Origin of the sequence: Pseudomonas sp. GL-B-19 (genome assembly GCF_019956415.1) — a bacterium.
Classification (GTDB): domain Bacteria; phylum Pseudomonadota; class Gammaproteobacteria; order Pseudomonadales; family Pseudomonadaceae; genus Aquipseudomonas.
Genome location: NZ_JAHBDK010000020.1, coordinates 256,628 through 280,787, shown reverse-complemented (window position 1 = coordinate 280,787; position 24,160 = coordinate 256,628). Strand labels below are relative to the sequence as shown.

The following is a 24,160-nucleotide window of genomic DNA, read 5'->3' as shown; positions in this document are numbered from 1 at the left end:
AAGGACCGCGTTGCCTGTTTTACGACGGCTACGCCGCCGGACGCAGCCTCGCAGGCTCGACAGCTGCTACGGGTGTTTCAACCTTAATTTTGCGGAGTGCCACTGATGTCCTCCTCGCTGCAACCCACCTGGCCAGACCAGCACAAAGCCTGCCTCGCCCTGGCCTTCGACCTCGACGGCCCGACTGGCGATGCCATGCTCAACGGCTCGATCTGGCACAAGCCCGAGTACTTCGGTTTCGGCGGTTACGGCCCTTACCGGGCACTGCCGCGAATCCTCGATGTGCTCGACGAGTACCGGATCCCGACCACGTTCTTCGTTCCGGCCTGGGTGGTAGAGAACTGGCCGAAACAGTGCCGGGCGATTGTCGAGCGCGGGCATGAGGTGGCTTACCACGGCTACAAACACGAATCCTTTTACGCCTTGTCGCTGGACCAGCAAAAGGACGTTATGAAGAAATCCCGCGAGGTGTTCTGGAAGCACCTGGCCATCCGCGCCGAAGGCTTCCGCACTCCCTCCGGCGATTGGCGCGCCGAGACCCCGGCGATGCTGGTTGAAGCCGGCGTGACCTATTCCAGCAGCATGCGCGGCGATGACCGGCCGTATCTGGTGAAAGTGCCCGGCCACGACACGCCACTGGTGGAAATCCCCGGTCGCTGGGAAATGGACGATTACGCCTCCCTCGCCTACACCCGCGCCCCGGACTTCCCTTGCGGCCTGGATCGCACCGCCAGCTATGAGCTGACGCTCGACAACTGGTGTCGCGAATACGATGGCGCGATGAACGAAGGCCTGTGCCTGACCACCCTGTTCCACCCCAAGATCACCGGTAAACCGGGGCGAATCCTGTTACTGGAAAAACTCTTCGAACACATGCGCCAGCGCGATGACGTGTGGTTCGCCACGTGCCGCGATGTCGCCCAGTGGTGGCTGAAGGAGCATCACCATGGCTGATTCCACTGTCTGGCCCAAAAGCAAGCGCTGCGCCGTTGTGTTGACCGTTGATTACAACGACATCCACGGCATTCTGACTCAGGCGCCTGAAGTAGCCGGGCGCGACAAGACGCTGTCCGTCTGGCGTTATGGCACTCAACGCGGTGTCGAGCGTTTGCTTGGTTTATTCCAGGAATTGGGGGTGACCAGCAGCTGGTGCATTCCGGGTATCGTCGCCGAGGAAAACCCCGATCACATCCGCGCGATTCAGGCAGGCGGGCATGAAATCGCCTGCTCAGGCTATCGCCATCAGAACTACGACACGCTCGATCTCGCCCAACAGAGCGCCGAGATTGCCAAAGGTTGCGCGGCGCTGATGGCGCTGACTGGCCAGCGCCCAACGGGATTTCGCATCCCGGCCGGCAACGGTGCGCCGGGTTTCATCGAGGCATTGAGGGATCATGGCATTCGCTGGTCCTCGTCGTGGCGTGGCGATGACTTGCCGTTCGCGCACCCGACCGCGCCCGACATCATTGAACTGCCGTTGCACTATGAAATGGAAGACGAGCCCTACTTCGCCTTCAACCTCAGCCCCGCCGTGCCCCCCGCACAATCACGGATCGCTTCTTACAGCCACACCCTGGGCAACCTGCAAATGGATTTCGCCGGATTCCACCGGTTTGGTCTGTGCTACGTGCTGCGGTTGCACCCGGAGATCATTGCCACGCCGGGACGAATCGGTGTGCTGCGCGAATTGCTTGAGGGCATTCAGCAGCACGATGACGTGTGGATCGCCACGGCCGGTGAGGTCGCACAATGGTGGGCTGACTCGGCACAGGCAGTGACCGAGGACCACCCGGCCTGCGTGTATGAGCGCCATTATCGGGACTACTTGATATGACCGAACGCATGCATCGACTGGCGCAGTTTTGCGTCGATACACGCTATGAGGACTTGCCACCGGCCTTGGTGGCGCAAGCCAAACGGCACATCCTCGATACCTTCGGTGCGACGTTGGCCGGTTCTATCAGTGACGTGGCGAAACTGGCACAGCACGTATTCGCGGGTGAAACCGGCGAAACCCTGGTCTGGGGCACTGGACAGCGGGTCGGGGCTATTCAGGCGGCCATGCTCAACGGAGTCGCTGCCCATGCCCTGGAACTGGACGACACCGGTGGCTGTGACCATTCCGGCGCGGTGGTGCTGCCGGCAGTCATGGCGGCAGTATCGATGTCGCCAACCCCTGTGAGCGGCCGCGAACTGATCACCGCCGTGGTCATTGGCTACGAAGTCGGCCGTCGGGTGCTCGAAGCCTGCGGCGGTTATTCGGCGCACAACGGCGCGGGGTGGCATTCCACCGCAACGTGCGGTGTCTTCGGCGCCGCTGCGGCGAGCGCACGGATTCTGCGCCTGGATATTCAGCAAACGTTATCGGCGCTGGGCATCGCCGGCAGTTTCAGTGGCGGGTTGTGGGCTTTTATCCACGACGGTTCTCACAGCAAAAAACTGCACAGTGGCCGAGCCGCTGAAGGTGGATTGCTGGCGACGCGGTTTGCCCAACAAGGCATCAGCGGGCCGACGATGTTGTTCGATGACGTCTGGGGCGGTTTTCTGAAAACCCTCGCCGGTGTGACGTCTCAACCAGAGGCGCTGGATGCAGATCTCGGCGTCGTCTGGAAACTCGCCCGCTGCTCGATCAAGCCTTACGCCTCTTGCCGGGGAACACATTCAGCCATCGACGCATTGGGGCTGTTGCTGGATCAATTGCAGGTTGAAGTCGATCAAGTGGAAGACATTCATGTTTCGCTGTGCGAGTTTCTTCAAAATATGTGCGGTGGCCAGGAGGTGAGCACACTGGCGGCGGCGCAGATGAGCTTGCCGTATGCCCTGGCTGCACGCTTGGTTCACGGTCATTGCCGGCTGCAAGCGTATGACGAGACACAGCGTAACGATCCGCGCATCGCGCACTGGATGTCGCGCATTTGCCTTGAAGTGGACCCGCAGTTGTCAGAGGATGGCGAGCCCGTCGTCAGCTTGCGAACCGTGGACGGTCGGCAGGCGAGCCTGTGTGTTCAATTGCCGCTGGGTGCACCGGGCAATCCGCTGAGTGATGCGGCGCTGGAACAGAAATTTTTCAGTCTGGCTGGGCGGGTGATGTCGCAGGAGCAGGCGACAGAGTTGCTTGGGCAGTTGTGGCGGCTGGATGAGATGGAATCGGTTCGTTCGCTGGATCGGTGGCTGGGTTGATCAAGGTGTTGAATCGGCTGACGCCATCGCGAGCAGGCTCACTCCCACCATTGGAATGCGTCCCCCTGTGGGAGCGACGGTGCGACAATTCGACCTGCTCGCGATTGGCCGCAACTCGGTCCCTCGGCGAACACTACAGTAACTAAATAAGGACATTTGCCCCCCCGTGGTTACTTACTCGCTCGTTATCCGCCGGTTGATGATCGTGTCCCTGACAATTGTCGTCAGCCGCGCCATCACCAGCCCGCTGCTCACGCTGTTCCTGAGCAACAAACTCGGCCTCAACCAACAGGACGTCGGTCTGCTGCTGGGTATCGCGGTATTCATCGCGACCCTGCTCGCGCTTTACGGCGGCTACATCATCGACCGCCTCGAAAAGCGCCGCCTGCTGATCCTCGCCATGCTCTCAAGTGCCATCGGCTTTGTATTGCTGACGTTCGCCGAAAACCTCTACCTGACCACCGCCACACTGGTGATTACCGAAACCGCCTCCGCGCTGTTCCTGATCGGATCGAAGGCGATCCTCAGCGAAAACCTGCCCATGGGCCAGCGCGCCAAGGCCTTTTCGCTGCGCTACACCTTGACCAACATCGGCTATGCCACCGGGCCGATGCTCGGCGTGGTGATTGCCGGCGTGTACCCGATTGCGCCGTTTTTGATTGCCGGCGGCATCGCGTTTTTCAGCATCTTCCTGATGATCGGGATTCCCAAGGACTCGGCCCCGGCACCCGCCATCGGTCAGCCCCAGAGCTTTCTCAAAACGCTGACCACCCTGAAAAACGACCGCACATTGATCATGTTCACCTGTGGTTGCCTGCTCAGTACCGTGGTGCACGGCCGGTTCACCCTGTACCTTTCGCAATACCTTCTGGTGACCCACGACTCCAAACGGGCCCTGGACACCATGGCCGCCCTGCTCGCATGCAACGCCATCAGCGTGATCCTGCTGCAATACCAGATCGGCCGGTTTCTCAAGCGAGAACAACTGCGCTATTGGATCGCCGGCGGCACCAGCCTGTTTATCGTCGGATTAATCGGCTTCAGCCTGGCCGATAGCCTGGTGTCGTGGTGTGTGGCCATGTTCATCTTCACCCTCGGCGAGATGATCATTTACCCCGCCGAATTCCTCTTCGTCGACACCCTGGCCCCGGAAGAACTACGCGGCAGCTATTACGGTGCACAGAACCTCGCAGCGCTCGGCGGCGCACTGAGCCCGGTGATCTGCGGCTTCCTGCTGATGCACACGCCCGCGCCCACGATGTTCTATGCCCTGAGCACACTGACCGCGATGGGTGGTTTCCTCTGTTTCATGAGCGGACGGCGGGTCGCCATACTGCAAAATTAATGCACTGAAGCTTCATTAATATGAATTTGTAAGAGTCTGGAATCAACGGCACACTGTGCCCCGTTCCTCCCCCAATAGTTGGAACAACTTCAAGGGCTTTCTGGGTATCCCAGCCAAGCCTTTTTTTTTGCTCAAGTTTTTGCCTACGGATCGATTTCATCATGCTCGCTCGCTGGTTGCCTGCCGCCATTAACACCCGACCTTCCGAATGGAGCCGCGCCGCCATCGGCATGGCGCTTGGGACGATGCTCAGCGTCTGGGTTTGCGGGCAAGTGTTTGGCATCGATGTGGCACTGCACCTGATCGGTCCACTGGGCGCTTCGGCGGTGTTGCTGTTCGCCGTGTCCTCCGGCGCCCTCGCCCAGCCGTGGTCGATTCTTGGCGGCTATCTGAGCGCCGGGGTGATTTCGCTGCTGGTCGCCCACGTGCTTGGACGAACCCTCGGCAGTGCCTGTCTGGCGGCGGGCATGGCGCTGATTCTGATGTGCTGGCTGCGTTGCCTGCATCCACCAGCCGGCGCTTTGGCGTTGACGCTGGTGTTGGCCGACCCGGCCACCATCGCCATGGACTGGAAAGCCCTCGGCCCGGTGATGCTCGGCGCCTCAGCGATGCTGCTCAGCGCCCTGGCCTACAACAACCTGACGCGCATCCGCTACCCGAAACGCGCCAGCGAACCGGTGGCCGTGATACCCGCCGACCACCCGCCCATCGACAACCAGGCGATCACCGCCCAGGACCTGAAACTGGCGTTGGCAGACATGGAAGCGTTCTTCGACGTCACCCCTGAAGACCTCGAACAACTGATTCATGCCAGTGAATTGCACGCCAAGCGGCGCAGTATCAGCGAAGTACTCAGAAACAGAATCTGACGAATCCTTGTGGGAGCGAGCCTGCTCGCGAAAGCGTACGACTATTCAACATCGAAGTTGGCTGTCACTCCGCTTTCGCGAGCAGGCTCGCTCCCACAGGTTCGGTGCAGGTTAAAAAATCAGGCCGCTGACAATTGCCGCACTGGCACCGCCAGGCTCACCGCACGCACCGACGCACCCGCACTCAGACCCAGGGTTTTCGCCGTCTGCGCATCCACAATCAACGTACCCGCCGCCACTCGCGCCGGTGCCGCCGTAATCCGGCACTCGGCAAATTGGCGGTTATGAATCAGATAAGTCGCAGCCTGCTCTCCCGGGGTGCCGATGCTCAATTGCAGCACCTGGCTGTCACGCACCGCACGGATATCCCCGGTGGCGCATTCGATCAGCGGTCCACCGTCGAAGATGTCGATGTAGTCGCGATGCTCGAAACCTTCAGCCTTGAGCATGCCCAGCGCCGGTTCGGTGTTGGGATGCACCCGGCCGATCGCCGTTCGTGCCGCCTCGGGTAGCAAGCAGGTCGGCAGCGGAAACTTGGGCATCAGTTCGGCAATGAATGTCTTGTTGCCAAGGCCCGTGAGGTAGTCGGCATCAGCGAAGTCCATCTTGAAGAAGTGCCGCCCCAGGCCTTCCCAAAATGGTGATACACCGTCTTCGTCCGAGTAGCCGCGCATCTCGGCGATGACCTTGTCGCCGAAGTGCTGGCGAAACTCCGCCAGAAACAGGAACCGCGCCTTGGACAGCAACCGGCCGTTCAGCCCGCTTCGGTGATCGGCATGCAAGAACAGCGAACACAACTCCGAATGGCCGGTCATGTCGTTGCCCAGGAACAAGGTCGGCAGTTGCTGATTGATCCCGAGATTTTTCGAGGCGGCGACAAACAGACCCAGCCGATAGTTGTACCAGGGCTCACGCAGGCCGACGGCACCGGCCAGCGCACAAATGCCGATGGCTTCGTGCTGGTCGTTCTCCAGCACAAACAGATAGTCGGCATCGGCCCGTTCGGCCTTGCCCGAGAAGGTTTTCGCGGCCCATTCCAGACGCTGGCGCAAACGCGTCGCATCGGCGGGTAAAGTGGTCAAGCCGGTACCGGCGCTATGGGCCAGGGCCAGCAGTGCCGGCAAGTCTGCGGGTGTGGCGGGACGCACGATCATTGCAGTTGCTCCTTGGCAGCAAAGTGTTTGGGCAGGAAGACTTCGGCCAGCATGCAGCGAGCGCTGCCACCGCCAATGCGTTCAATGGTGTCGATATTCACCGGCAGCGGTGTGGTGTGGGTTTCGATCAAGCGGCGCTGGCCGGCATCCAGCGATTGCCAGGCCGTGCGCGACATCACCAGCACGGGTTCGCCCGCGGTGTTGTGAACTTCCAGCATGTTGCCGGCGAAGGATTCCAGCTGCGCCCAGTTCAGGGCGATGACTTGCTTGCCGCTGTCTTCCAGCCGTTTATGCAAGGCCTGGCGCTCGCCGGGTTGTGTGACAGACTCAAGGCAAGCCACGGCCAGCCGCGTGCCGACACTCATCATCACGTTGGTGTGGTAAATCGCGACACCCTGGCGGTCAACCGCGTTGAAAGCGCAGAGTTCATACCCCAGATGATCGACCAACTGATCCAGCGCACGCGCATGGGTGCGCGTGGAATAACCGGCGTAGCAAATCCGTTGCTGACGATCCAGCACCATGCTGCCGGTGCCTTCCAGGAACACTTCCTGCTGTTCGAGGCTGGAAAGGTCCAGCATCTGCTCCACCCGATACTCGTCACGCAACCAATCGAGTACCCCTTTGTCCCGTTCCAGCCGGCGGTTATGGCCCTGCATCGGGTACAGCACCAACGTGCCGTCCGGGTGGCTGCTCCACCAGTTGTTTGGGAAGATCGAGTCCGGGGTATGCGGCGCTTCGCGATCGTTGTGAACCACGACTTCGACGCCATGCTCACGCAACGCGGCGACGTAGCCATCGAACTCTTGCAGGGCTTTGAGCTGGACATCCTCCGACATCGCTGCCGGACGCTGGAAACGGTTGTTCGCCGCCGTGTCCTGATTAAAGGAGAAACGTGTCGGGCGAATCATCAAAACGGTATTGGTGGTTTGCATGGGCACGGCTTCAATGAGGGTTGAGAGGGACTCATTGTCTGTTTCGGCGCGCGGAAAACCCGGTTGATAAGGGGGTGCGGGATGATGAAAACGGCTGAAGATTCACGATCCACCAGCCGATTCTGTAGCAGCTGCCGAGCCTGCGAGGCTGCGTTCGGCGACGAAGTCGTCGTAAACCCTGTGCACTCGGTTTTACTGAAACATCGCGTCGCCTGATTTCACGACCGCTGCGCGGCCGAACGCAGCCTCGCAGGCTCGGCAGCTGCTACAACGATCGTGGGCGGCTTTATTCCATCGTGGTCTTGACCATCTGTAGCAGCTGCCGAGCACCGCGAGGCTGCGTTCGGCGACGAAGTCGTCGTAAACCCTGTGCACTCGGTTTTACTGAAACATCGCGCCGCCTGATTTCACGACCGCTGCGCGGCCGAACGCAGCCTCGCAGGCTCGGCAGCTGCTACAACGATCGTGGGCGGCTTTATTCCATCGTGGTCTTGACCATCGCCAGTTCCGGATGGCTCACCAACTTGTCGATGTGCAAATCCGGATCGTCAAACCAGACTTCGGTCAGCACCCGGTAATGCTCCATGTCCCGGCAACGCATGCGCAGGCTGTAGTCGAACGCGCCGCTGATCAAGCGGCACTCCAGCACCTGCGGGCAGGCACGGACTTTGGCCTCGAACGCCTTTTGCGCCGCCCGCCCGCTCTGGTTCGACAGCGCCACCAACACCAGCAACGATAAGCCGGGCGTTAGTTTCTTCTCATCGAGAATCGCGCCGTAACCACGGATAACCCCGAGCTGCTCGAGCTTGCGCACCCGTTCCAGGCAGGGCCTGGGCGTCAGGTGAACGCGCTCGGAAAGCTTTTGATAAGTGATGCGCCCGTCATGGCGCAACACCTCGATGATTGCCTGATCGATACGATCAAGCACGATCGACAGATCGCGGATTTCCGACATGTACTTCTTGCCTCACTTCAAACGACCCGATAGGAATTGCTGTAAACGTTCACTCTTGGGCTGATCGAGCATCGTTGCATCACCCTGCTCCTCAACCCGTCCCTGATGCAAGAACAACACTTGGCTGGACACTTGCCTGGCGAAGCCCATTTCGTGGGTCACCATCAACATCGTGCGGCCTTCTTCGGCCAGCGCCTGAATCACCTTCAACACCTCGCCCACCAGTTCCGGATCGAGTGCCGAGGTCGGTTCGTCAAACAGAAGAATCTCCGGTTCCACGGCCAATGCCCGGGCAATCGCGACACGCTGTTGCTGCCCGCCAGACAGAAATGCCGGGTATTGATCGGCGACCCGTTGCGGCAAGCCGACCTTGTCCAGATAGGCCCGCGCGCTGTCTTCGGCAGCCTTGCGACTCACCCCCAGCACCCGACACGGCGCCAATACGATGTTCTCCAGCACCGTCAGGTGACTCCACAGGTTGAAGTGCTGAAACACCATCGCCAACCGCGTGCGCAAACGCTGCAACTGCGCCGGATGTGCGACGCGCATGCCGCCGGCGCCCTGGCGCGTGATGATGCGCTCGCCGTCCAGTTCGATGGCGCCTTCGTCCGCGCGCTCCAGAAAGTTGATGCAGCGCAGCATGGTGCTCTTACCCGATCCGCTGGCGCCGATCATGCTCACCACGTCCCCTGCCCGTGCATTCAACGAGACGCCCTTGAGCACTTCATTGTCACCAAAACGTTTATACAGATTTTCAACCGTGAGTTTGTACATGCGGAAAACTCCTGCAGCCGCGCCGGTCTCGACGTGGCTCTGCTCTGTTCTGGAGGGAAGAATTAGTGAGCCGGACCGAGGAAACTCAGCCAGCGTTTCTCCGCCAGCCGGAATGCCCCGACCAGGCCGAAAGACAGCGTGAGGTACAGCAGACCGGCAATGCCGAAGGCCTGAAAGGTCATGAAGGTCGCGGCATTGGCATCCCGGGCGACTTTGAGGATGTCCGGAATGGTGGCGGTGAACGCCACCGACGTCGCGTGCAACATCAGGATCACTTCGTTGCTGTAATACGGCAGCGCCCGACGTAGCGCCGAAGGCAGGATCAACTGCACATACAGGCGCCATCCGCTCAGGCCATAGGCGTGGGCGGCCTCGATTTCACCGTAGGGAATGCTGCGAATCGCCCCGGCGAAGATTTCGACGGTATAGGCACAGGTGTTCAGGGTGAACGCGAGCAACGTGCAGTTCATTGCGTCGCGAAAGAACGCTTCGAGCAGCGGTTGCGAACGTACCACCGCGATACCGTAGATACCGCTGTAGCAAATCAGCAACTGGATATACAGCGGCGTACCGCGAAACACATAGGTGAACAACTGCACCGGCCAGCGTAGCGCGCCCCATCGCGAAACCCGCAGGATCGCCAGGGGCAGCGACAGGAAGAACCCCATCACGATGCTCGCCACCAGCAACCACAAGGTCATGGCCAGGCCGGTCAGTGTGTCGCCGTCGGTGAACAGGAAGGGTTTCCAGTATTCGGCAATTAATTCGATCATCGCGCCATCCCCCGCACGCCTTGGTTATAGCGCCGCTCCAACACGCGCAAGACGTAGTTCGAAGCACTGGTGATCAGCAAATACAACGCCGCTGCCAGCAGCAAAAAGTCGAGCATGTTGAACGTGCTCTTACCGGCCTCCTGCGCCACTTTGACCAGGTCCGACAAACCAATGATCGATACCAAAGCCGTGGCCTTGAGCAACACCAGCCAGTTGTTGCCCAGGCTCGGCAATGCGAAGCGCATCATTTGCGGGAACACCACAAAGCGAAAGCGCTGCCAGCGATTCAAGCCAAAACACGCGGCAGCTTCCTGCTGACCGCGTGGCACGCTCAAAATCGCCCCGCGAAAGGTCTCGGTGAAATACGCACCGTAGATGAAACCGAGGGTGACGATGCCCGCCACGAACGGATCAATTTCCATGTAGGGCCAGCCCATGGCCTCGGTCAGGCTGCTCAGCCAGCCTTGCAAGCTGTAGAAAATCAGCAGCATCAGCACCAGATCCGGCACACCGCGAATCAGCGTCGTGTAAAAGGTCGCCGGCAGGTTCAACAGCTTCAGCGGCGACAACTTCGCCGCCGCACCGAGCAACCCCAGCGCCATGCTCACCAGCAAAGAGAGCGCCGCCAGTTTGAGGGTGACCCAGGTGCCATGCAGCAACAACGGGCCATAGCCTTGCAGGGCCGAGAGATCGACCCCGATCAGATTCAGGAAGGAATTCACGCCAGTCACCTGTCTTGAGGCGCCCCAATGGTCACTGCAACACAGCGACCGGGGCGCGAGGATCAGTTGTTGTAGAGGTCCAGATCGCCGAAGTGTTTCTGCTGGATCTGCGCGTAGATGCCCTTGTCATGCAGGGCCTTGATGGCGGCATTGAGCATGCCTTTGAGTTCTTCGTTGTCCTTGCGCACACCAATGGCGATTTCCGACGGCACCAGGGGGTCGCTGATGCCTTCGCTGTTCTGGAAGTCTGCGCCCTGAGGCGATATCAGGAAGCTCATCTGCGCTTGCAGCTTGTCCTGAATCGACGCATCGAGACGGCCGTAAACCAGGTCGGCGTACACCTGGTCCTGATTCTGATAAGCGCGCAGCTTCACGCCACCCGGCCCCAGTTTGGCCTTGGCGTAGGTTTCCTGAATCGTGCCCTGCATGTAACCGATGGTCTTGCCGCGCAGGGACTCGACGTTGGGCTGCAACCCGGAGTCTTTGCGGGTGACGATGGCGGTCGGCCCGGCATACAGGCGATCGGTGAAGTCGATCTGTTTTTTGCGTGTATCGGTGACGGTCATCGAGGACTCGATCGCATCAAATTTGCCGGCCTTGAGGCCCGGGATCAGCCCGTCAAAATCATTGCTGACCCACACGCACGTCAACTTCAGCTCGACACAGATCGCATTGCCCAGGTCCACGCCAAACCCTTGCACACCGCCATCCGCGGTGGTGGATTCAAAAGGTGGGTAGCTTGGGTTGACGCCGAAGCGCAGCTCTTTCCATTCCTTGGCGCTGGCGCCAGTGGAGCAGCACAGCAACGCAAGTGCCGGCAAGGTCAGCCATTTGATGTTCATCTTCTTGAGTCCCGGATTATTTGGAGTTATCGCGGCCTGGCGCTGGCGCCGAACCACACTTTTTGACAGGGGCAGAGAGTCGATGCGGTATTCACCGCAGCCGTATTTGTTGTTGTTATCGACCGGTCGAGCCAGTCGTCGGGGTGCAGCCGCTTCAAGCGCAGCGCAGTTGTGCTTGAAACGGACCGCCAGAATGCCAATTGCCGGGACGGCGCAGGTGTCGTAAGGCCCGGTCCAGACAGCTCAACTGCGCTGAACGCAGGCGTTTCACAGCCGATTCTGTCGTCGGTCATCGAAGAAGCCTTCGACAGCTTCTATAGGTCCAGGCCGGCGCCGCCGAAGGCTGCGAACCTTCGAGCAGCCTTAAGGCAAAAACGCAGACAGAACCTGCATATATCCGGGTTGTACATCACAAATTTGCACTGGTACGATCCAGCATCGCTCGCGCGCGAGCATCTCTATAAAGAACAATAAAAGCAGGGAGTTAGTGATGACTGCTCAGGTTTTATCGAAGGGGACTTCGTCCATGGACGCCACGCAAAACGAAGTGCTGGCCGAGGTTCGCAACCACATCGGTCACCTGACCCTCAACCGCCCCGCCGGCCTTAACGCCTTGACCCTGGACATGGTGCGCAACCTGCAACGTCAGCTGGACGCCTGGGCTCAGGATTCTCAGGTGCATGCTGTGGTGTTACGCGGTGCCGGCGAGAAAGCCTTCTGTGCCGGTGGCGATATTCGCTCGCTGTATGACAGCTACAAAAGCGGCGACACACTGCACCAGGATTTCTTTGTCGAGGAATACGCCCTCGACCTGACGATTCACCACTACCGTAAACCTGTACTCGCCTTGATGGACGGCTTCGTGCTGGGCGGCGGTATGGGCCTGGTGCAAGGCGCGGATTTGCGGGTGGTCACCGAAAAAAGCCGTCTGGCGATGCCGGAAGTTGGCATCGGTTACTTCCCGGACGTCGGCGGCAGCTATTTCCTGCCACGCATCCCCGGCGAATTGGGGATGTACCTCGGCGTCAGCGGCGTACAGATTCGCGCAGCCGATGCGCTGTATTGCGGGCTTGCCGACTGGTATCTGGACAGTAAAAAGCTGGCCACGCTTGACGAGAAGCTCGATCAGCTCGAATGGCACGACACGCCGCTCAAAGACCTCCAGGGCTTGCTGTCTAAACTCGCGGTACAGCAACTGCCCGATGCACCGTTAGAAGCATTGCGCCCGGCCATCGACCACTTCTTCGCCTTGCCCGATGTGCCGAGTATTGTTGAGCAACTGCGTGAAGTGACGATTGCTGATAGCCGTGAGTGGGCGGTCACCACCGCCGACTTGCTGCAAAGCCGTTCGCCCCTGGCCATGGGTGTGACCCTGGAAATGCTCCGTCGCGGTCGGCACTTGGATCTGGAGGATTGCTTCGCCCTTGAGCTGCACCTGGACCGTCAGTGGTTCGAGCGCGGCGACCTGATCGAAGGCGTGCGCGCCTTGCTGATCGACAAAGACAAGAGCCCGCGCTGGAATCCGCCGACCTTGCAGGCGCTGGACGCCGAGCACGTCGCGAGTTTCTTCACCGGCCTTGATGAAAGCGGGAACTGAGCCATGCACGATATCGAATTGAGTGAAGAGCAAGTCATGATCCGCGACATGGCCCGGGATTTTGCCCGTGGCGAGATCGCGCCCCACGCACAAGCCTGGGAAAAGGCTGGCTGGATCGACGACGGTCTGGTGGCGAAGATGGGTGAGCTGGGCCTGCTGGGCATGGTGGTGCCTGAAGAATGGGGCGGCACCTATGTCGACTACGTCGCCTACGCGCTGGCGGTGGAAGAGATTTCAGCGGGCGACGGTGCTACCGGTGCGCTGATGAGCATCCACAACTCCGTCGGATGCGGCCCCGTTTTGAACTATGGCACTGAAGAACAAAAACAGACCTGGCTGCCGGATCTCGCCAGCGGCCAGGCCATCGGCTGCTTCTGCCTGACCGAACCGCAAGCGGGTTCCGAAGCGCACAACCTGCGCACTCGCGCCGAACTGCGCGACGGCCAGTGGGTGATCAACGGAGCCAAGCAATTTGTCAGCAACGGCAAACGGGCGAAACTGGCGATTGTGTTTGCCGTGACCGATCCGGACCTGGGCAAGCGCGGTATATCGGCGTTTCTGGTGCCGACCGACACCGCCGGTTTTATCGTGGATCGCACCGAACACAAGATGGGCATCCGCGCCTCCGACACCTGCGCAGTGACGCTGAACAACTGCACGATTCCCGAAGCCAACCTGCTAGGTGAACGTGGCAAAGGCCTGGCCATCGCCCTGTCCAACCTCGAAGGCGGCCGCATCGGCATCGCCGCGCAAGCGTTGGGCATTGCCCGTGCGGCGTTCGAAGCAGCGCTGGCTTATTCACGGGATCGGGTGCAGTTCGGCAAAACGATCAATGAACACCAGAGCATCGCCAATATGCTCGCCGACATGCACATGCAGTTGAACGCCGCGCGATTGCTCATCCTGCACGCGGCACGCCTGCGCACAGCCGGCAAACCCTGCCTGTCGGAAGCATCACAGGCCAAACTATTCGCCTCGGAAATAGCCGAGAAGGTGTGCTCGTCCGCGATTCAGATTCATGGCGGTTATGGGTATCTGGAAGACTATCCGGTGGAGAAGTACTACCGGGATGCGCGGATCACGCAGATTTACGAAGGGTCGAGCGAGATTCAACGAATGGTGATCGCCCGCGAACTCAAAAACTATCTGGTTTGAAGCCTTAAAAGCTTCGCGAGCAAGCTCGGCTCCTACAGGATTGCGTATAACCTGTGGGAGCCGGGCTTGCCCGCGATGGCGTCAGCAAGAACGCTACATTACTTACCGACGAACTCCGCCTCACGCTTGGCAATAAACGCCGCCATCCCTTCCTTCTGATCCTGCGTCGCAAACGCCGCATGGAACACCCGACGCTCAAAGCGCACGCCTTCGGACAGGCTCACTTCAAATGCGCGGTTGACGCTTTCCTTGACCATCATCGCAATCGGCAGCGACTTCTTCGCGATCAACGCCGCGACTTTCAGCGCTTCGTCCAACAGTTCATCCGCCGGGACGATCCGCGCGACGATTCCGCAGCGCTCCGCTTCCACGGCATCGATCAAACGCCCGCTCAGACACATTTCCATGGCCTTGGCCTTGCCCACGGCGCGGGTCAGGCGCTGGGTGCCGCCCATGCCCGGCAGCACGCCGAGGTTGATTTCCGGCTGGCCGAATTTGGCGTTGTCGCCAGCCAGGATGAAGTCGCACATCAGTGCCAGTTCACAACCACCGCCCAGGGCAAAACCGTTGACCGCCGCGATGATCGGCTTGCGGCGGTTGGCCACGCGGTCGCTGTCGCTGAACAAGTCGTCGATGTAGATTTGCGGATAGGTCAGCTCGGCCATTTCCTTGATGTCGGCACCGGCGGCGAAGGCTTTTTTCGAGCCGGTCAGCACGATGCAGCCGATGTTCGAGTCGGCTTCCAGTCCATCGAGGGCGTGGTTCAGTTCGCTGACGATCTGCGCATTCAATGCGTTCAGCGCTTGCGGGCGGTTCAAGGTAATCAGGCCGACGCGACCCTGGATTTCCAGCAAAATCGTTTCGTAACTCACAGATGGACTCCTTCTTATAAATTGCGCGAGATAACCATGCGTTGAATATCGCTGGTGCCTTCGTAGATCTGGCAGACCCGCACGTCGCGGTAGATCCGCTCCAGCGGGAAGTCGTTGAGGTAACCGTAACCGCCGAGGGTTTGCAACGCCGAAGAACAGACCTTTTCGGCCATTTCCGAGGCGAACAGTTTGGCCATGGACGCTTCGACCAGTGCCGGTTTACCGCTGTCCCTCAATGCCGCCGCGTAATGCACCATCTGCCGGGCCACGGCGATTTGCGTGGCCATATCGGCCAGACGGAATGCAACCGCCTGGTGTTCGATGATCGGCTTGCCAAAACTCTCGCGCTCACGGGCGTAATCGCGGGCCGCTTCGAAGGCGGCGCGGGCCATGCCCACCGATTGCGAAGCGATGCCGACGCGGCCGCCTTCGAGGTTGGCCAAGGCAATTCGGTAACCTTCGCCCTCCTCGCCCAGACGGTTTGCGACCGGGACTTTCACGTCTTCAAACAGAATCTGGCAGGTGTCGGACGCGTGCTGACCGAGTTTGTCTTCGACTCGGGCGACTTTGTAGCCTGGCGAATCGGTCGGCACGATCAGCGCGGTGATGCCACGTTTGCCGGCGCTCGGGTCAGTGACAGCGAATACAATCACCACCCCGGCGTTCTGCCCGGAGGTAATGAACTGCTTGCAGCCATTGAGCACGTAGTGATCGCCTTCCAGACGCGCGCGGGTTTTCAAGCCGCTGGCGTCGGAACCGGCTTGCGGTTCGGTCAAGGCAAAGGCGCCCAGCATCGCTCCGCTGGCCAAGGGCTTGAGGAAGCGCTCTTTCTGGTCGTCGTTGCCGTAGTGGAGGATCGGCACGCAACCGACCGAGTTATGCACGCTCATGATGGTCGAGCACGCGCCGTCACCGGCGGCGATTTCTTCCAGCGCCATGGCGTAGGCTAGGTATCCGGTGTCGCAACCACCCCACTGCTCCGGCACCAACATGCCGAAGAAGCCCAGCGCGGCCATTTCACCGATGGCTTCCTTGGGGAAGCGGTGCTCGCGATCCCACTCGGCGGCGAACGGTTTCAGCCGTTCCTGGGCAAACTGCCGGGCCGCTTCGCTGATCTGCAGTTGTTCGTCATTGGGAATCATGCCAAATCCTTAAAAATAAGCCCTGTAGGAGCCGAGCTTGCTCGCGATGGCGATCTCAAGGCCCCCATCGCCGGCAAGCCGTGCTCCTACAAGAGGCATTCAACGGCCATGGCCGTGGCTTCGCCGCCGCCGATGCAGATTGCTGCAACGCCGCGTTTCAGGCCTTTCTGGCGCAGGGCAGAGAGCAAGGTTACGAGAATCCGCGCACCAGACGCACCGATCGGGTGGCCCAAGGCGCACGCGCCGCCGTGAACGTTGACCTTCTCGTGGGGGATTTCCAGTTTGGCCATGGTCACCAGACTGACCACAGCGAAAGCTTCGTTCACTTCGAACAGATCGACCTGGTCCAGCGACCAGCCGGTTTTCTTCATCAGCTTTTTGATCGCGCCCACCGGTGCCACCGGGAACAAGCCCGGGGTGTCAGCAAACGCTGCGTGCCCGTGAATCACTGCCAGCGGTTTCAGCCCTTGTTTCTCGGCTTCGGAACGGCGCATCAACACCAGTGCCGCCGCGCCATCGGAGATCGAGCTGGAGTTCGCCGCTGTCACCGTGCCGCCGTCGCGGAACGCCGGTTTCAACGAAGTAATCTTGTCCAGCTTGGCTTTCGGCGGCTGTTCGTCATTGCTGATCATCACCTGTTCTTTACCGACCATGACCGACACCGGGACGATCTCGGCATTGAAGCTGCCGTCCTTGATCGCCTGCTGCGCGCGGGTGGTCGAAGCGATGGCAAACGTGTCTTGAGCTTCGCGGGTGAAGCCGTTGGTTTCGGCGCAATCCTCGGCAAAGGTGCCCATCAGGCGCCCCTTGTCGTAGGCATCTTCCAGGCCGTCGAGGAACATGTGATCGAGCACACGACCGTGGCCCATGCGATAGCCGCTACGCGCGCGGTCCTGCAGATAAGGCGCGTTGGACATGCTTTCCATGCCCCCCGCCACCACCACGTCGGCGCTGCCGGCCACCAACATGTCGTGGGCCAGAATCGCCGCTTCCATGCCCGAACCGCACATCTTGTTCAGCGTGGTGCAACGGGTCGACTTATCCAGCCCGGCCCCTAGCGCTGCCTGACGTGCCGGTGCCTGGCCGAGGCCGGCGGACAGTACGCAGCCGAACAGCACTTCTTCGACCGACTCGGCTTTGATGCCGGCGCGTTCGACCGCCGCGCGGATCGCTGCTGCGCCGAGTTGCGGCGCAGTCAGACTTTTCAGTTCGCCCTGAAAACCGCCCATGGGGGTACGGACGGCGCTGACGATAACGATGGGATCGTTGGCAATTGTCATGACAAATCTCCTTACTTGGCGGCCATGCGCAAGGCACCGTCGAGACGGATCACCTCGCCATTGAGCATGCTGTTTTCAATGATATGCCGGACCAGCGCGGCGTACTCGCCCGGTTTGCCCAGGCGCGGCGGGAATGGCACGCCAGCGGCCAGCGAATCGCGGACTTCCTGCGTCATGCCGGCCATCATCGGCGTTTCGAAAATGCCCGGAGCGATGGTCATCACACGGATGCCAAAGCGCGCCAGTTCACGGGCGGCGGGCAAGGTCAGGCTGACAATGGCACCTTTGGAGGCGGCATAAGCAGCCTGGCCGATCTGGCCGTCGTAGGCGGCAGCCGAAGCGGTGTTGATGATCACGCCGCGCTCGCCGTCGGCATCCGGCTCGGTTTCAGCAATGGCAGCAGACGCCAGGCGCAGCATGTTGAAGCTGCCGATCAGGTTGACGTTGATCACCTGGCTGAAACTGGCCAAAGCATGTGGGCCGTTTTTGCCGAGGATTTTCTCGCCACGCACGATACCGGCGCAATTGACCAGCCCATTCAGGCCGCCAAAGGCTTTGACCGTCGCCTGCACCGCCGCTTCGGCAGCCGCTTCGTTGCTGATGTCCGCGACCACGCTTTGCGCGCCCAGACGCTGGGCCTGCGCCGCAACGGCCTCGGCATTCATGTCCACCAGCATCACTTTGGCGCCGGCTGCGACCAGCATTTCAGCCGTTGCAGCACCCAGACCGGAAGCACCGCCGGTGACGAGAAAAACCTTGTTTTCGATCTGCATCATTGTTTCCTTGGATTCAAGCTGAAACGTTCTTTGCCGCGGCCTCTTGAGCCTTGGCGATTTCCTGGTTGCGCAAGATAAAGCGCTGCAATTTGCCGCTTGGGGTTTTCGGCAATTCGCTGACAAATTCAATTTCACGGGGATAGGAATGCGCCGCCAGACGCTTGCGCACATGTTGGCGCAACTCTTCGGCCAGCTCCGGCGTGGCGCGGTATTGCTCGCAAATCACGACGAAGGCCTTGACCAGTTCGGTGCGCTCCGGATCGGGTTTGCCAACCACAGCCGCCTCGATCACGGCCGGATGTTCGATCAACGCACTTTCCACGTCGAATGGGCCGACGCGGTAGCCGGATGTGGTGATCACGTCATCACTGCGACCGACGAAGCTGATGCTGCCGTCCGGGTTCCACTCCACGGTGTCACCACTTAAATAATAGTCGCCGACGAACGCTTTGGTCGGTGCGCCTTCGTAGCCGTTGAACCAGCACATTGGCGACTGTGTGCGGTCGATGGCCAGAATGCCTGGCTGGCCGACGCCAAGTTCTTTGTATTGGTCGTCCAGCACCACGATGCGGTGGCCAGGTGAAGCAAAACCGGCGGCGCCGACATGGACCGGATGCTCCAGTGCGTGGTGGTTGCACAGGACCATGCCCAGTTCGGTCTGGCCGTAGTGGTCGTGGATGACCACACCAAGATTGTCGGCAAACCAGCGGATCACTTCCGGGTTAAGCGGCTCGCCGGCGCTGCTGACGATGCGCAGCTTGCCCTTGATCGATTTGGCGAACTCGTCGCCGCCAGCGATCAGCAGACGGTAAGCCGTCGGTGAACCGGTAAGGTTGGTGATCCCATATTTGTTGATCACCCGGCAGGTGCTTTCGAGGGTGAACGGACCATCGTAAAAGGTGATCGGATGCCCCATCGCCATCGGCCCGGTGACGCCGAAATAGATGCCGTAGGCCCAGCCCGGATCGGCAACGTTCCAGAACGCGTCTTCGGGGCGCAAATCCACGGCGTCGCGGGTGTAGCTCTGGAACGCGACGATGGCTTTGAGCGGCACCGACAACGCTTTCGACGGGCCGGTGGTGCCCGAGGTGAACATCAGCAGGAACGGGTCTTCGCCGGTCAGCAGCACCGGTTCGCAATCTGGGGAATAATTGGCCAGCTCGGCCCAGAAGCTGTAATCGCCACGGACGATACCTTGGCCTTTTGCACCGCCGACGGTGACGATGGTCGGGCAGTCGGCCACTTCAGCGAGTTTCGAGCGATTGACCGCGTCGGTCACCACGACTTTGGCAGCCGAGCTGCCGAGGCGGTGTTCGATGGCTTTCGGGCCAAAAGCGGTAAACAGCGGCTGATACACCGCACCGATGCGCCAGGTGGCAAACACGGTGATCAATAATTCGATGTTACGTGGCAGGAGACCGGCGACCTTGTCGCCCTTCTTCACCCCTTGGGCCAGCAGGAAATTGGCAAAGCGCGCGGCTTTGTCCTGCAAGTCGCTGAAGGTGTACGTGGCGCTGGCGCCGTCGCGACCTTCCCAGAACAGCGCGATGCGCCCTGGCAAAGCATGTCGGTCGCAACACTCGACACAGGCGTTGAGGGCTTGCAGGGAACCGCTGAGCGCGGCGTCGACGGTGTGCTGATAATTGAACTGTGATGAAGCAGACAGATAATCGCGCATTGCCAGAATCCCTTTGTATTTTTATTAGGCTGGGGGAACCGTAAAAAACCAGAGAAATACTCGCTCCGTGGGCAGTACAGGGCAATGGTCAAAGTTATCAAGTTGCTTGACTGGTTTGGCCAAGGTTTGAAGGATGTGTCGCCTGGACGGATGCCATCGCTGGCAAGCCAGGCTCCTACAGAGGATTTTGGTGTGGCTTAGGGAGTGTTCAAACCACAACCCCCTGTAGGAGCCTGGCTTGCCAGCGATGGCGTCGGCACAAGCACGACAACGGAGGATCAGTGAGCTTCGTTCAGAATCAAACTCCGGTAATGCCCCGGATTAGACCCCGACCACTTGCGAAACGCCTTGTAGAACGAACTGGCATCAGCAAACCCCAACCGCGTGGCGATCTCGGCAAAGCTGATATTCGGCTCCGCCAGCCAGACAATGGCCAGTTCCTTGCGCACGCTGTCCTTGAGCCCTTGATAGGTCTGCCCTTCCTCCGCCAGGCGCCGGCGTAAGGTCGAGGCCGACATGCACAGTTGCTGCGCCAGCGGCTCGGTTTCCGGCCACTGTGCGGCGGGGAGTTGCCGCAAATCGTGTTTGATCCGGCTTGCCAGGCTCTCTGGATCACGGTACTTGACCAGAATATTGGCCGGTGCATGGGCCAGAAAGCGCTTGAGTTCTTCAGCGCTGCGCTTGATCGGCAAATCCAGGCAGTCGGCCGAGAAAATCATCCGGGTGCGCGGCCGGTCAAAGCGCAGGTTCTCGGAGAACATCACCTGATAGTCATCGCAAAAATCCGGCTCTGCGCAGCGTAATTCTACGGCCAGAATCGGTATCCGCCGTCCAGCCAGCCAGCAGGCAACGCCATGAACGATCATCCAATAGGTGAAATAGGTGAAGGCGCGGCGCGGGTCCTGGTCGTCTTCCAGCAGCACGATTTCGGCCAGGCTTTGTTGGCGAACCAGCAGCGCGGGCATGTGTTCAAGCATTAACGACAGAAAGCTCAGGCCTGACGTCAGCCCGGCGCCAAGGCTCGGCTGGACCATCGAACAGCGGCACAGAAACTCCAGGCTGCCGGACTTGAGCTTGCGCGGGTCCATGCCAAAAAACTCGTCGTCGCCGCGCCGGGCCAGTAAGCGCCAGAGCCGCGCATACGCGGTGGCCGGGACGCGGGCATTGGCGTTTTGCAGCAGCGCTGGTTCGATACCGACCTTGTTCAACACCTCTTCGGTGGCCTGGCCGGGGGCACAACTCTGCAGCAGCGCTTCGCGCACCAGTTGAATGGAGATGGTGTCTTTTTCCGACATTGAGCGCGGTGAGCCTTGTTGTTTTTTGAGTGCGGGCATCTTACCGCACGCAGCTCCCTGTAGGAGATCCGCTGTGGGCCAAAACCCCTGTAGGAGCGGCGGTGCGACGATTCGACTTGCCCGCGATGGCATTATCACTGCCACAGATACTTCTCCTGCTTGTACATAACCCGCGCTACCATCCCCCGCAAACTATAAAAGCTCACGGAAGACTCACCCATGACCACCCCCGCCTTCGACCTGCGCCCCTTAATGGTTGCCAACATGGCCTGCTCCATGTCGATGATGGCGTTCGTCTCGCTGATCGGCCCGATTGCCCGGGTACTGGGCCTTGCCACCTGGCAGGCCGGTGCGGCGGTGACGGTGTCCGGGGTGATCTGGATGCTGCTCGCCCGCCCTTGGGGCCAGGCCAGTGACCGCTATGGTCGGCGACGTATTCTATTGATCGCCACAGCTGGCTTCACCCTCGCCTATTGGGCCTTGTGCCTGTTCATCGACGCGTCCTTGCGCTTACTGCCGTCGGCACTGCTGGGGTTTATCGGCTTGATGATCGGGCGCGGATTGATCGGCGTGTTCTACGCAGCGATCCCAGTGGGTGGCAACGCATTGATTGCTGACAACATCGAACCGCAACACCGTGCCAAAGCCATGGCGGCTTTGGGCGCCGCCAACGCCTGCGGCCTGGTGATCGGGCCGGCCATCGCCGCGTTGCTGTCGCGTTTCAGTTTGAGCCTGCCGTTCTATGCCATGGCCGTCCTGCCGTTGCTGGCCTTTCTGGTGTTGCGCTTCAAGCTCAAGGGCCAGGAACTGCACCTGCGGCAAGCACCGCGCAAGGTGCGCCTGAACGACCCACGCCTGCGCCGGCCTATGGCGGTCGCATTTGTGGCGATGCTGTGTGTGTCGATCGCGCAGATCACCGTCGGTTTCTTCGCCCTGGACCGACTCGGCATGAGCCCGGCCGACGCCGCGCAAACGGCGGGCATTGCGCTGACCATGGTCGGTTTTGCATTGATTTTTGCGCAATTGGTGGTGCGACGTCTCGAATGGCCGCCGCTGCGGTTGATCCGCGCCGGTGCGCTGGTGGCATCCGTGGGATTTGCCGGCAGCATCCTTGCGAATACCGCTTGGGGGTTGTGGCTGTGCTTTTTCGTTTCGGCGGGCGGGATGGGGCTGGTTTTTCCTTCATTCGCCGCACTGGCAGCGAATGCCGTGGACGCCTCGGAGCAAGGCGCGACCGCAGGCTCCATTGGCGCGGCGCAAGGGTTTGGCGTGGTCATCGGGCCCTTGGCGGCCACGTTGATCTATGACCTCGAACCACGCCTGCCCTACCTGGTGGCCGCCGCGCTGCTGCTATTGGTGGCCCTGTGGCCAAAGCCCCCGGCAGCGTTAAGCGTTACAGAATCCGATAGAGCAAACGCTCAATCCGCACCCGACTGACGCGCGTAAGGAACTTGGCCACGGCCGGCGGGTAGTCCAGCAGCGTTTCGAGGTCCTGGTAACGCTCGATGCGGCTGGTGTTCTGGAAAATTTCGACCAGTTCGGCCTTGCGTGGCTCAAGCAATTCGCCCTTCGGGTCATCGATCAGCAGCGCGTTTTCCAAATCAAGACGGAAGGCCCGCGGGTTGAGGTTGTTGCCGGTCAGCAAGGTATAGCGCTGGTCGATCCACATACCTTTGAGGTGATAGGTGTTGTCGCCATCACGCCACAAATGCAGGTTCAGTTTGCCGCTGTCGATGCTGTGCTGATGCTTTTTGGCAAAGCGTCGCAGGCTGATCTCGTACAGATACGGCAGCGCTGCGATCACCTTGAACGGCTCGCTCGGCGGGATGTAGAAATCGTTGGCGGTTTTGTCGCCGACCACAATGTCGACCTTCACGCCCCGACCCAGCGCCCGGTTGATTTCCCGGGTCACTGCCAACGGCAGGTTGAAGTACGGCGTGCAGATGGTCAGTTGGTGCTGGGCACTGGCGATCAACTCGCAAATCACCCGGTTCAATGGATTGTTCTTGCCAACTCCAAGCAACGGGCTAACCGACAAACCGCCCTTCAGCGTGGTGCCCGCCGTGGTGTCGTACGTCGCGTGCTTGAGTCGGCTACGCAAGTCGCCGATGTCGTGGCGCAGGCTACGGGTGGTCGGCAGGTTCGGCAAATCGAGACGGTGCACGGCTTTGGACGCAATGAAACCGTGCTGGATCAGATGCTGCATAGAATTGGCCAGCGCCTGGTTCTGCAGTACGTGATATCGGTCGAATCGGTATTTATCGAATTTGTGCAGGTAAACGTTGTTCAGGCTCGCACCGCTGTAAATCACGCAATCATCGATCACGAAGCCCTTCAAATGCAGCACGCCGAACAGTTCGCGCGTTTGCACCGGTACGCCATACACCGGCACTTCACTTGCACGGGTGCGGGTCGCTTCCTGATACCACGCCGAGTTGCCGGGTTGCTTGCCGGCACCAATCAGACCGCGCTGGGCGCGCAGCCAGTCCACCACCACGACTACGTCCAGTTCCGGACGCGCGAGTTTGGCGGCGTGCAAGGCATCGAGAATTTCCTGGCCGGCCTCATCCTGTTGCAGATACAGCGCGACGATATAGATGCGGTGCGTGGCCTGGGCGATTTTCTCCAGCAGGCAACGACGAAACTCGGCAGCGCCGGAAAGGATGGTGACGGCATCGGCGGTCAGCGGAAAACTGCGCAGTTTGGGCAGCAGAGAGCGTTTGAAAAGCGACGGCATAGGGCTCGCAGTGGGTCGAATCCAGAGAATTCATGAGCTTACACCATGGATCGGTTCGGGTCTTCCGGTGTTGTTGAGG

22 protein-coding genes are annotated in these 24,160 nt (G+C 60.3%); 8 read left to right on the top strand and 14 right to left on the bottom strand.

The genetic code is table 11. The annotated features are described in order from the left end of the window. Positions 1-105 precede the first annotated feature (105 nt). The 5 genes from KGB06_RS08015 to KGB06_RS07995 all read left to right on the top strand — a co-directional run bounded on the left by KGB06_RS08015 (position 106) and on the right by KGB06_RS07995 (position 5,394). Positions 106-954, top strand: coding sequence for a polysaccharide deacetylase family protein (locus KGB06_RS08015; RefSeq protein WP_223513637.1), 849 nt, complete (start codon positions 106-108; stop codon positions 952-954). After that, the gene (locus KGB06_RS08010) at positions 947-1,834 is read left to right on the top strand and encodes a polysaccharide deacetylase family protein (RefSeq protein ID WP_223513634.1); all 888 of its coding nucleotides are present in this window, start codon (positions 947-949) and stop codon (positions 1,832-1,834) included. The genes KGB06_RS08015 and KGB06_RS08010 overlap by 8 nt, the downstream gene beginning before the upstream one ends. Continuing rightward, positions 1,831-3,180, top strand: a complete 1,350-nt coding sequence (locus KGB06_RS08005) for an MmgE/PrpD family protein (protein ID WP_223513632.1) — start codon at positions 1,831-1,833, stop codon at positions 3,178-3,180. The genes KGB06_RS08010 and KGB06_RS08005 overlap by 4 nt, the downstream gene beginning before the upstream one ends. Before the next feature lie 166 nt (positions 3,181-3,346). Further along, the gene (locus tag KGB06_RS08000; RefSeq protein WP_223513630.1) at positions 3,347-4,525 is read left to right on the top strand and encodes an MFS transporter; all 1,179 of its coding nucleotides are present in this window, start codon (positions 3,347-3,349) and stop codon (positions 4,523-4,525) included. Positions 4,526-4,686: 161 nt separating this feature from the next. Continuing rightward, entirely contained in the window at positions 4,687-5,394 is a 708-nt protein-coding gene (locus tag KGB06_RS07995) for an HPP family protein (RefSeq protein ID WP_223513627.1), read from the top strand. A gap of 119 nt (positions 5,395-5,513) precedes the next feature. On the opposite strand, the gene astA is transcribed toward KGB06_RS07995, so the two are convergent. The 7 genes from astA to KGB06_RS07960 all read right to left on the bottom strand — a co-directional run bounded on the left by astA (position 5,514) and on the right by KGB06_RS07960 (position 11,549). Beyond that, on the bottom strand, positions 5,514-6,548 hold the full coding sequence (gene astA / locus KGB06_RS07990; protein ID WP_223513623.1) for an arginine N-succinyltransferase: 1,035 nt from the start codon (positions 6,546-6,548) through the stop codon (positions 5,514-5,516). After that, on the bottom strand, positions 6,545-7,483 hold the full coding sequence (gene ctlX / locus KGB06_RS07985; RefSeq protein WP_223513620.1) for a citrulline utilization hydrolase CtlX: 939 nt from the start codon (positions 7,481-7,483) through the stop codon (positions 6,545-6,547). The genes astA and ctlX overlap by 4 nt, the downstream gene beginning before the upstream one ends. A gap of 475 nt (positions 7,484-7,958) precedes the next feature. Then, positions 7,959-8,438 (bottom strand): Lrp/AsnC family transcriptional regulator, encoded by a 480-nt coding sequence (locus tag KGB06_RS07980; RefSeq protein WP_223513617.1) that lies wholly within the window; start codon positions 8,436-8,438, stop codon positions 7,959-7,961. Positions 8,439-8,450: 12 nt separating this feature from the next. Then, positions 8,451-9,212 (bottom strand): ABC transporter ATP-binding protein, encoded by a 762-nt coding sequence (locus KGB06_RS07975; RefSeq protein ID WP_223513615.1) that lies wholly within the window; start codon positions 9,210-9,212, stop codon positions 8,451-8,453. Between the two features lie 62 nt (positions 9,213-9,274). Further along, on the bottom strand, positions 9,275-9,985 hold the full coding sequence (locus KGB06_RS07970) for an ABC transporter permease (protein WP_223513612.1): 711 nt from the start codon (positions 9,983-9,985) through the stop codon (positions 9,275-9,277). Then, positions 9,982-10,707: an ABC transporter permease gene (locus KGB06_RS07965; RefSeq protein WP_223513609.1), complete on the bottom strand. Its 726-nt coding sequence runs from the start codon at positions 10,705-10,707 to the stop codon at positions 9,982-9,984. Before KGB06_RS07965 ends, KGB06_RS07970 begins: the two co-directional genes overlap by 4 nt. 62 nt (positions 10,708-10,769) lie before the next feature. Next, a complete protein-coding gene (locus KGB06_RS07960; protein ID WP_223513605.1) occupies positions 10,770-11,549 on the bottom strand; it encodes a transporter substrate-binding domain-containing protein in 780 nt (259 codons plus the stop codon). Positions 11,550-12,039: 490 nt separating this feature from the next. On the opposite strand from KGB06_RS07960, the gene KGB06_RS07955 reads away from it, so the two are divergent. Beyond that, the gene (locus tag KGB06_RS07955) at positions 12,040-13,146 is read left to right on the top strand and encodes an enoyl-CoA hydratase/isomerase family protein (protein WP_223513603.1); all 1,107 of its coding nucleotides are present in this window, start codon (positions 12,040-12,042) and stop codon (positions 13,144-13,146) included. A gap of 3 nt (positions 13,147-13,149) precedes the next feature. Continuing rightward, positions 13,150-14,301, top strand: a complete 1,152-nt coding sequence (locus KGB06_RS07950; protein ID WP_223513600.1) for an acyl-CoA dehydrogenase family protein — start codon at positions 13,150-13,152, stop codon at positions 14,299-14,301. Positions 14,302-14,399: 98 nt separating this feature from the next. Here the strand turns inward: KGB06_RS07950 and KGB06_RS07945 are convergent, their stop codons facing one another. The 6 genes from KGB06_RS07945 to KGB06_RS07920 form a co-directional block, all read right to left on the bottom strand. Then, a complete protein-coding gene (locus KGB06_RS07945; protein WP_223513596.1) occupies positions 14,400-15,173 on the bottom strand; it encodes an enoyl-CoA hydratase in 774 nt (257 codons plus the stop codon). A 14-nt stretch (positions 15,174-15,187) separates the two neighbouring features. Then, positions 15,188-16,315 (bottom strand): acyl-CoA dehydrogenase, encoded by a 1,128-nt coding sequence (locus KGB06_RS07940; RefSeq protein ID WP_150779819.1) that lies wholly within the window; start codon positions 16,313-16,315, stop codon positions 15,188-15,190. 86 nt (positions 16,316-16,401) lie between these two features. Continuing rightward, the gene (locus KGB06_RS07935) at positions 16,402-17,595 is read right to left on the bottom strand and encodes an acetyl-CoA C-acyltransferase (RefSeq protein ID WP_223513593.1); all 1,194 of its coding nucleotides are present in this window, start codon (positions 17,593-17,595) and stop codon (positions 16,402-16,404) included. Between the two features lie 11 nt (positions 17,596-17,606). Next, positions 17,607-18,368 (bottom strand): SDR family NAD(P)-dependent oxidoreductase, encoded by a 762-nt coding sequence (locus tag KGB06_RS07930; protein ID WP_223513590.1) that lies wholly within the window; start codon positions 18,366-18,368, stop codon positions 17,607-17,609. Positions 18,369-18,384: 16 nt separating this feature from the next. Next, positions 18,385-20,049, bottom strand: coding sequence for an AMP-binding protein (locus tag KGB06_RS07925; RefSeq protein WP_223513588.1), 1,665 nt, complete (start codon positions 20,047-20,049; stop codon positions 18,385-18,387). Between the two features lie 278 nt (positions 20,050-20,327). After that, on the bottom strand, positions 20,328-21,344 hold the full coding sequence (locus tag KGB06_RS07920; protein ID WP_223513894.1) for an AraC family transcriptional regulator: 1,017 nt from the start codon (positions 21,342-21,344) through the stop codon (positions 20,328-20,330). Positions 21,345-21,563: 219 nt separating this feature from the next. On the opposite strand from KGB06_RS07920, the gene KGB06_RS07915 reads away from it, so the two are divergent. After that, positions 21,564-22,781 (top strand): MFS transporter, encoded by a 1,218-nt coding sequence (locus KGB06_RS07915; protein WP_223513587.1) that lies wholly within the window; start codon positions 21,564-21,566, stop codon positions 22,779-22,781. On the opposite strand, the gene pssA is transcribed toward KGB06_RS07915, so the two are convergent. Continuing rightward, complete coding sequence (pssA, locus tag KGB06_RS07910; protein ID WP_223513586.1) at positions 22,738-24,081, bottom strand: CDP-diacylglycerol--serine O-phosphatidyltransferase; 1,344 nt, start codon at positions 24,079-24,081, stop codon at positions 22,738-22,740. The two genes, KGB06_RS07915 and pssA, sit on opposite strands and share 44 nt — an antisense overlap. Positions 24,082-24,160 lie beyond the last annotated feature (79 nt).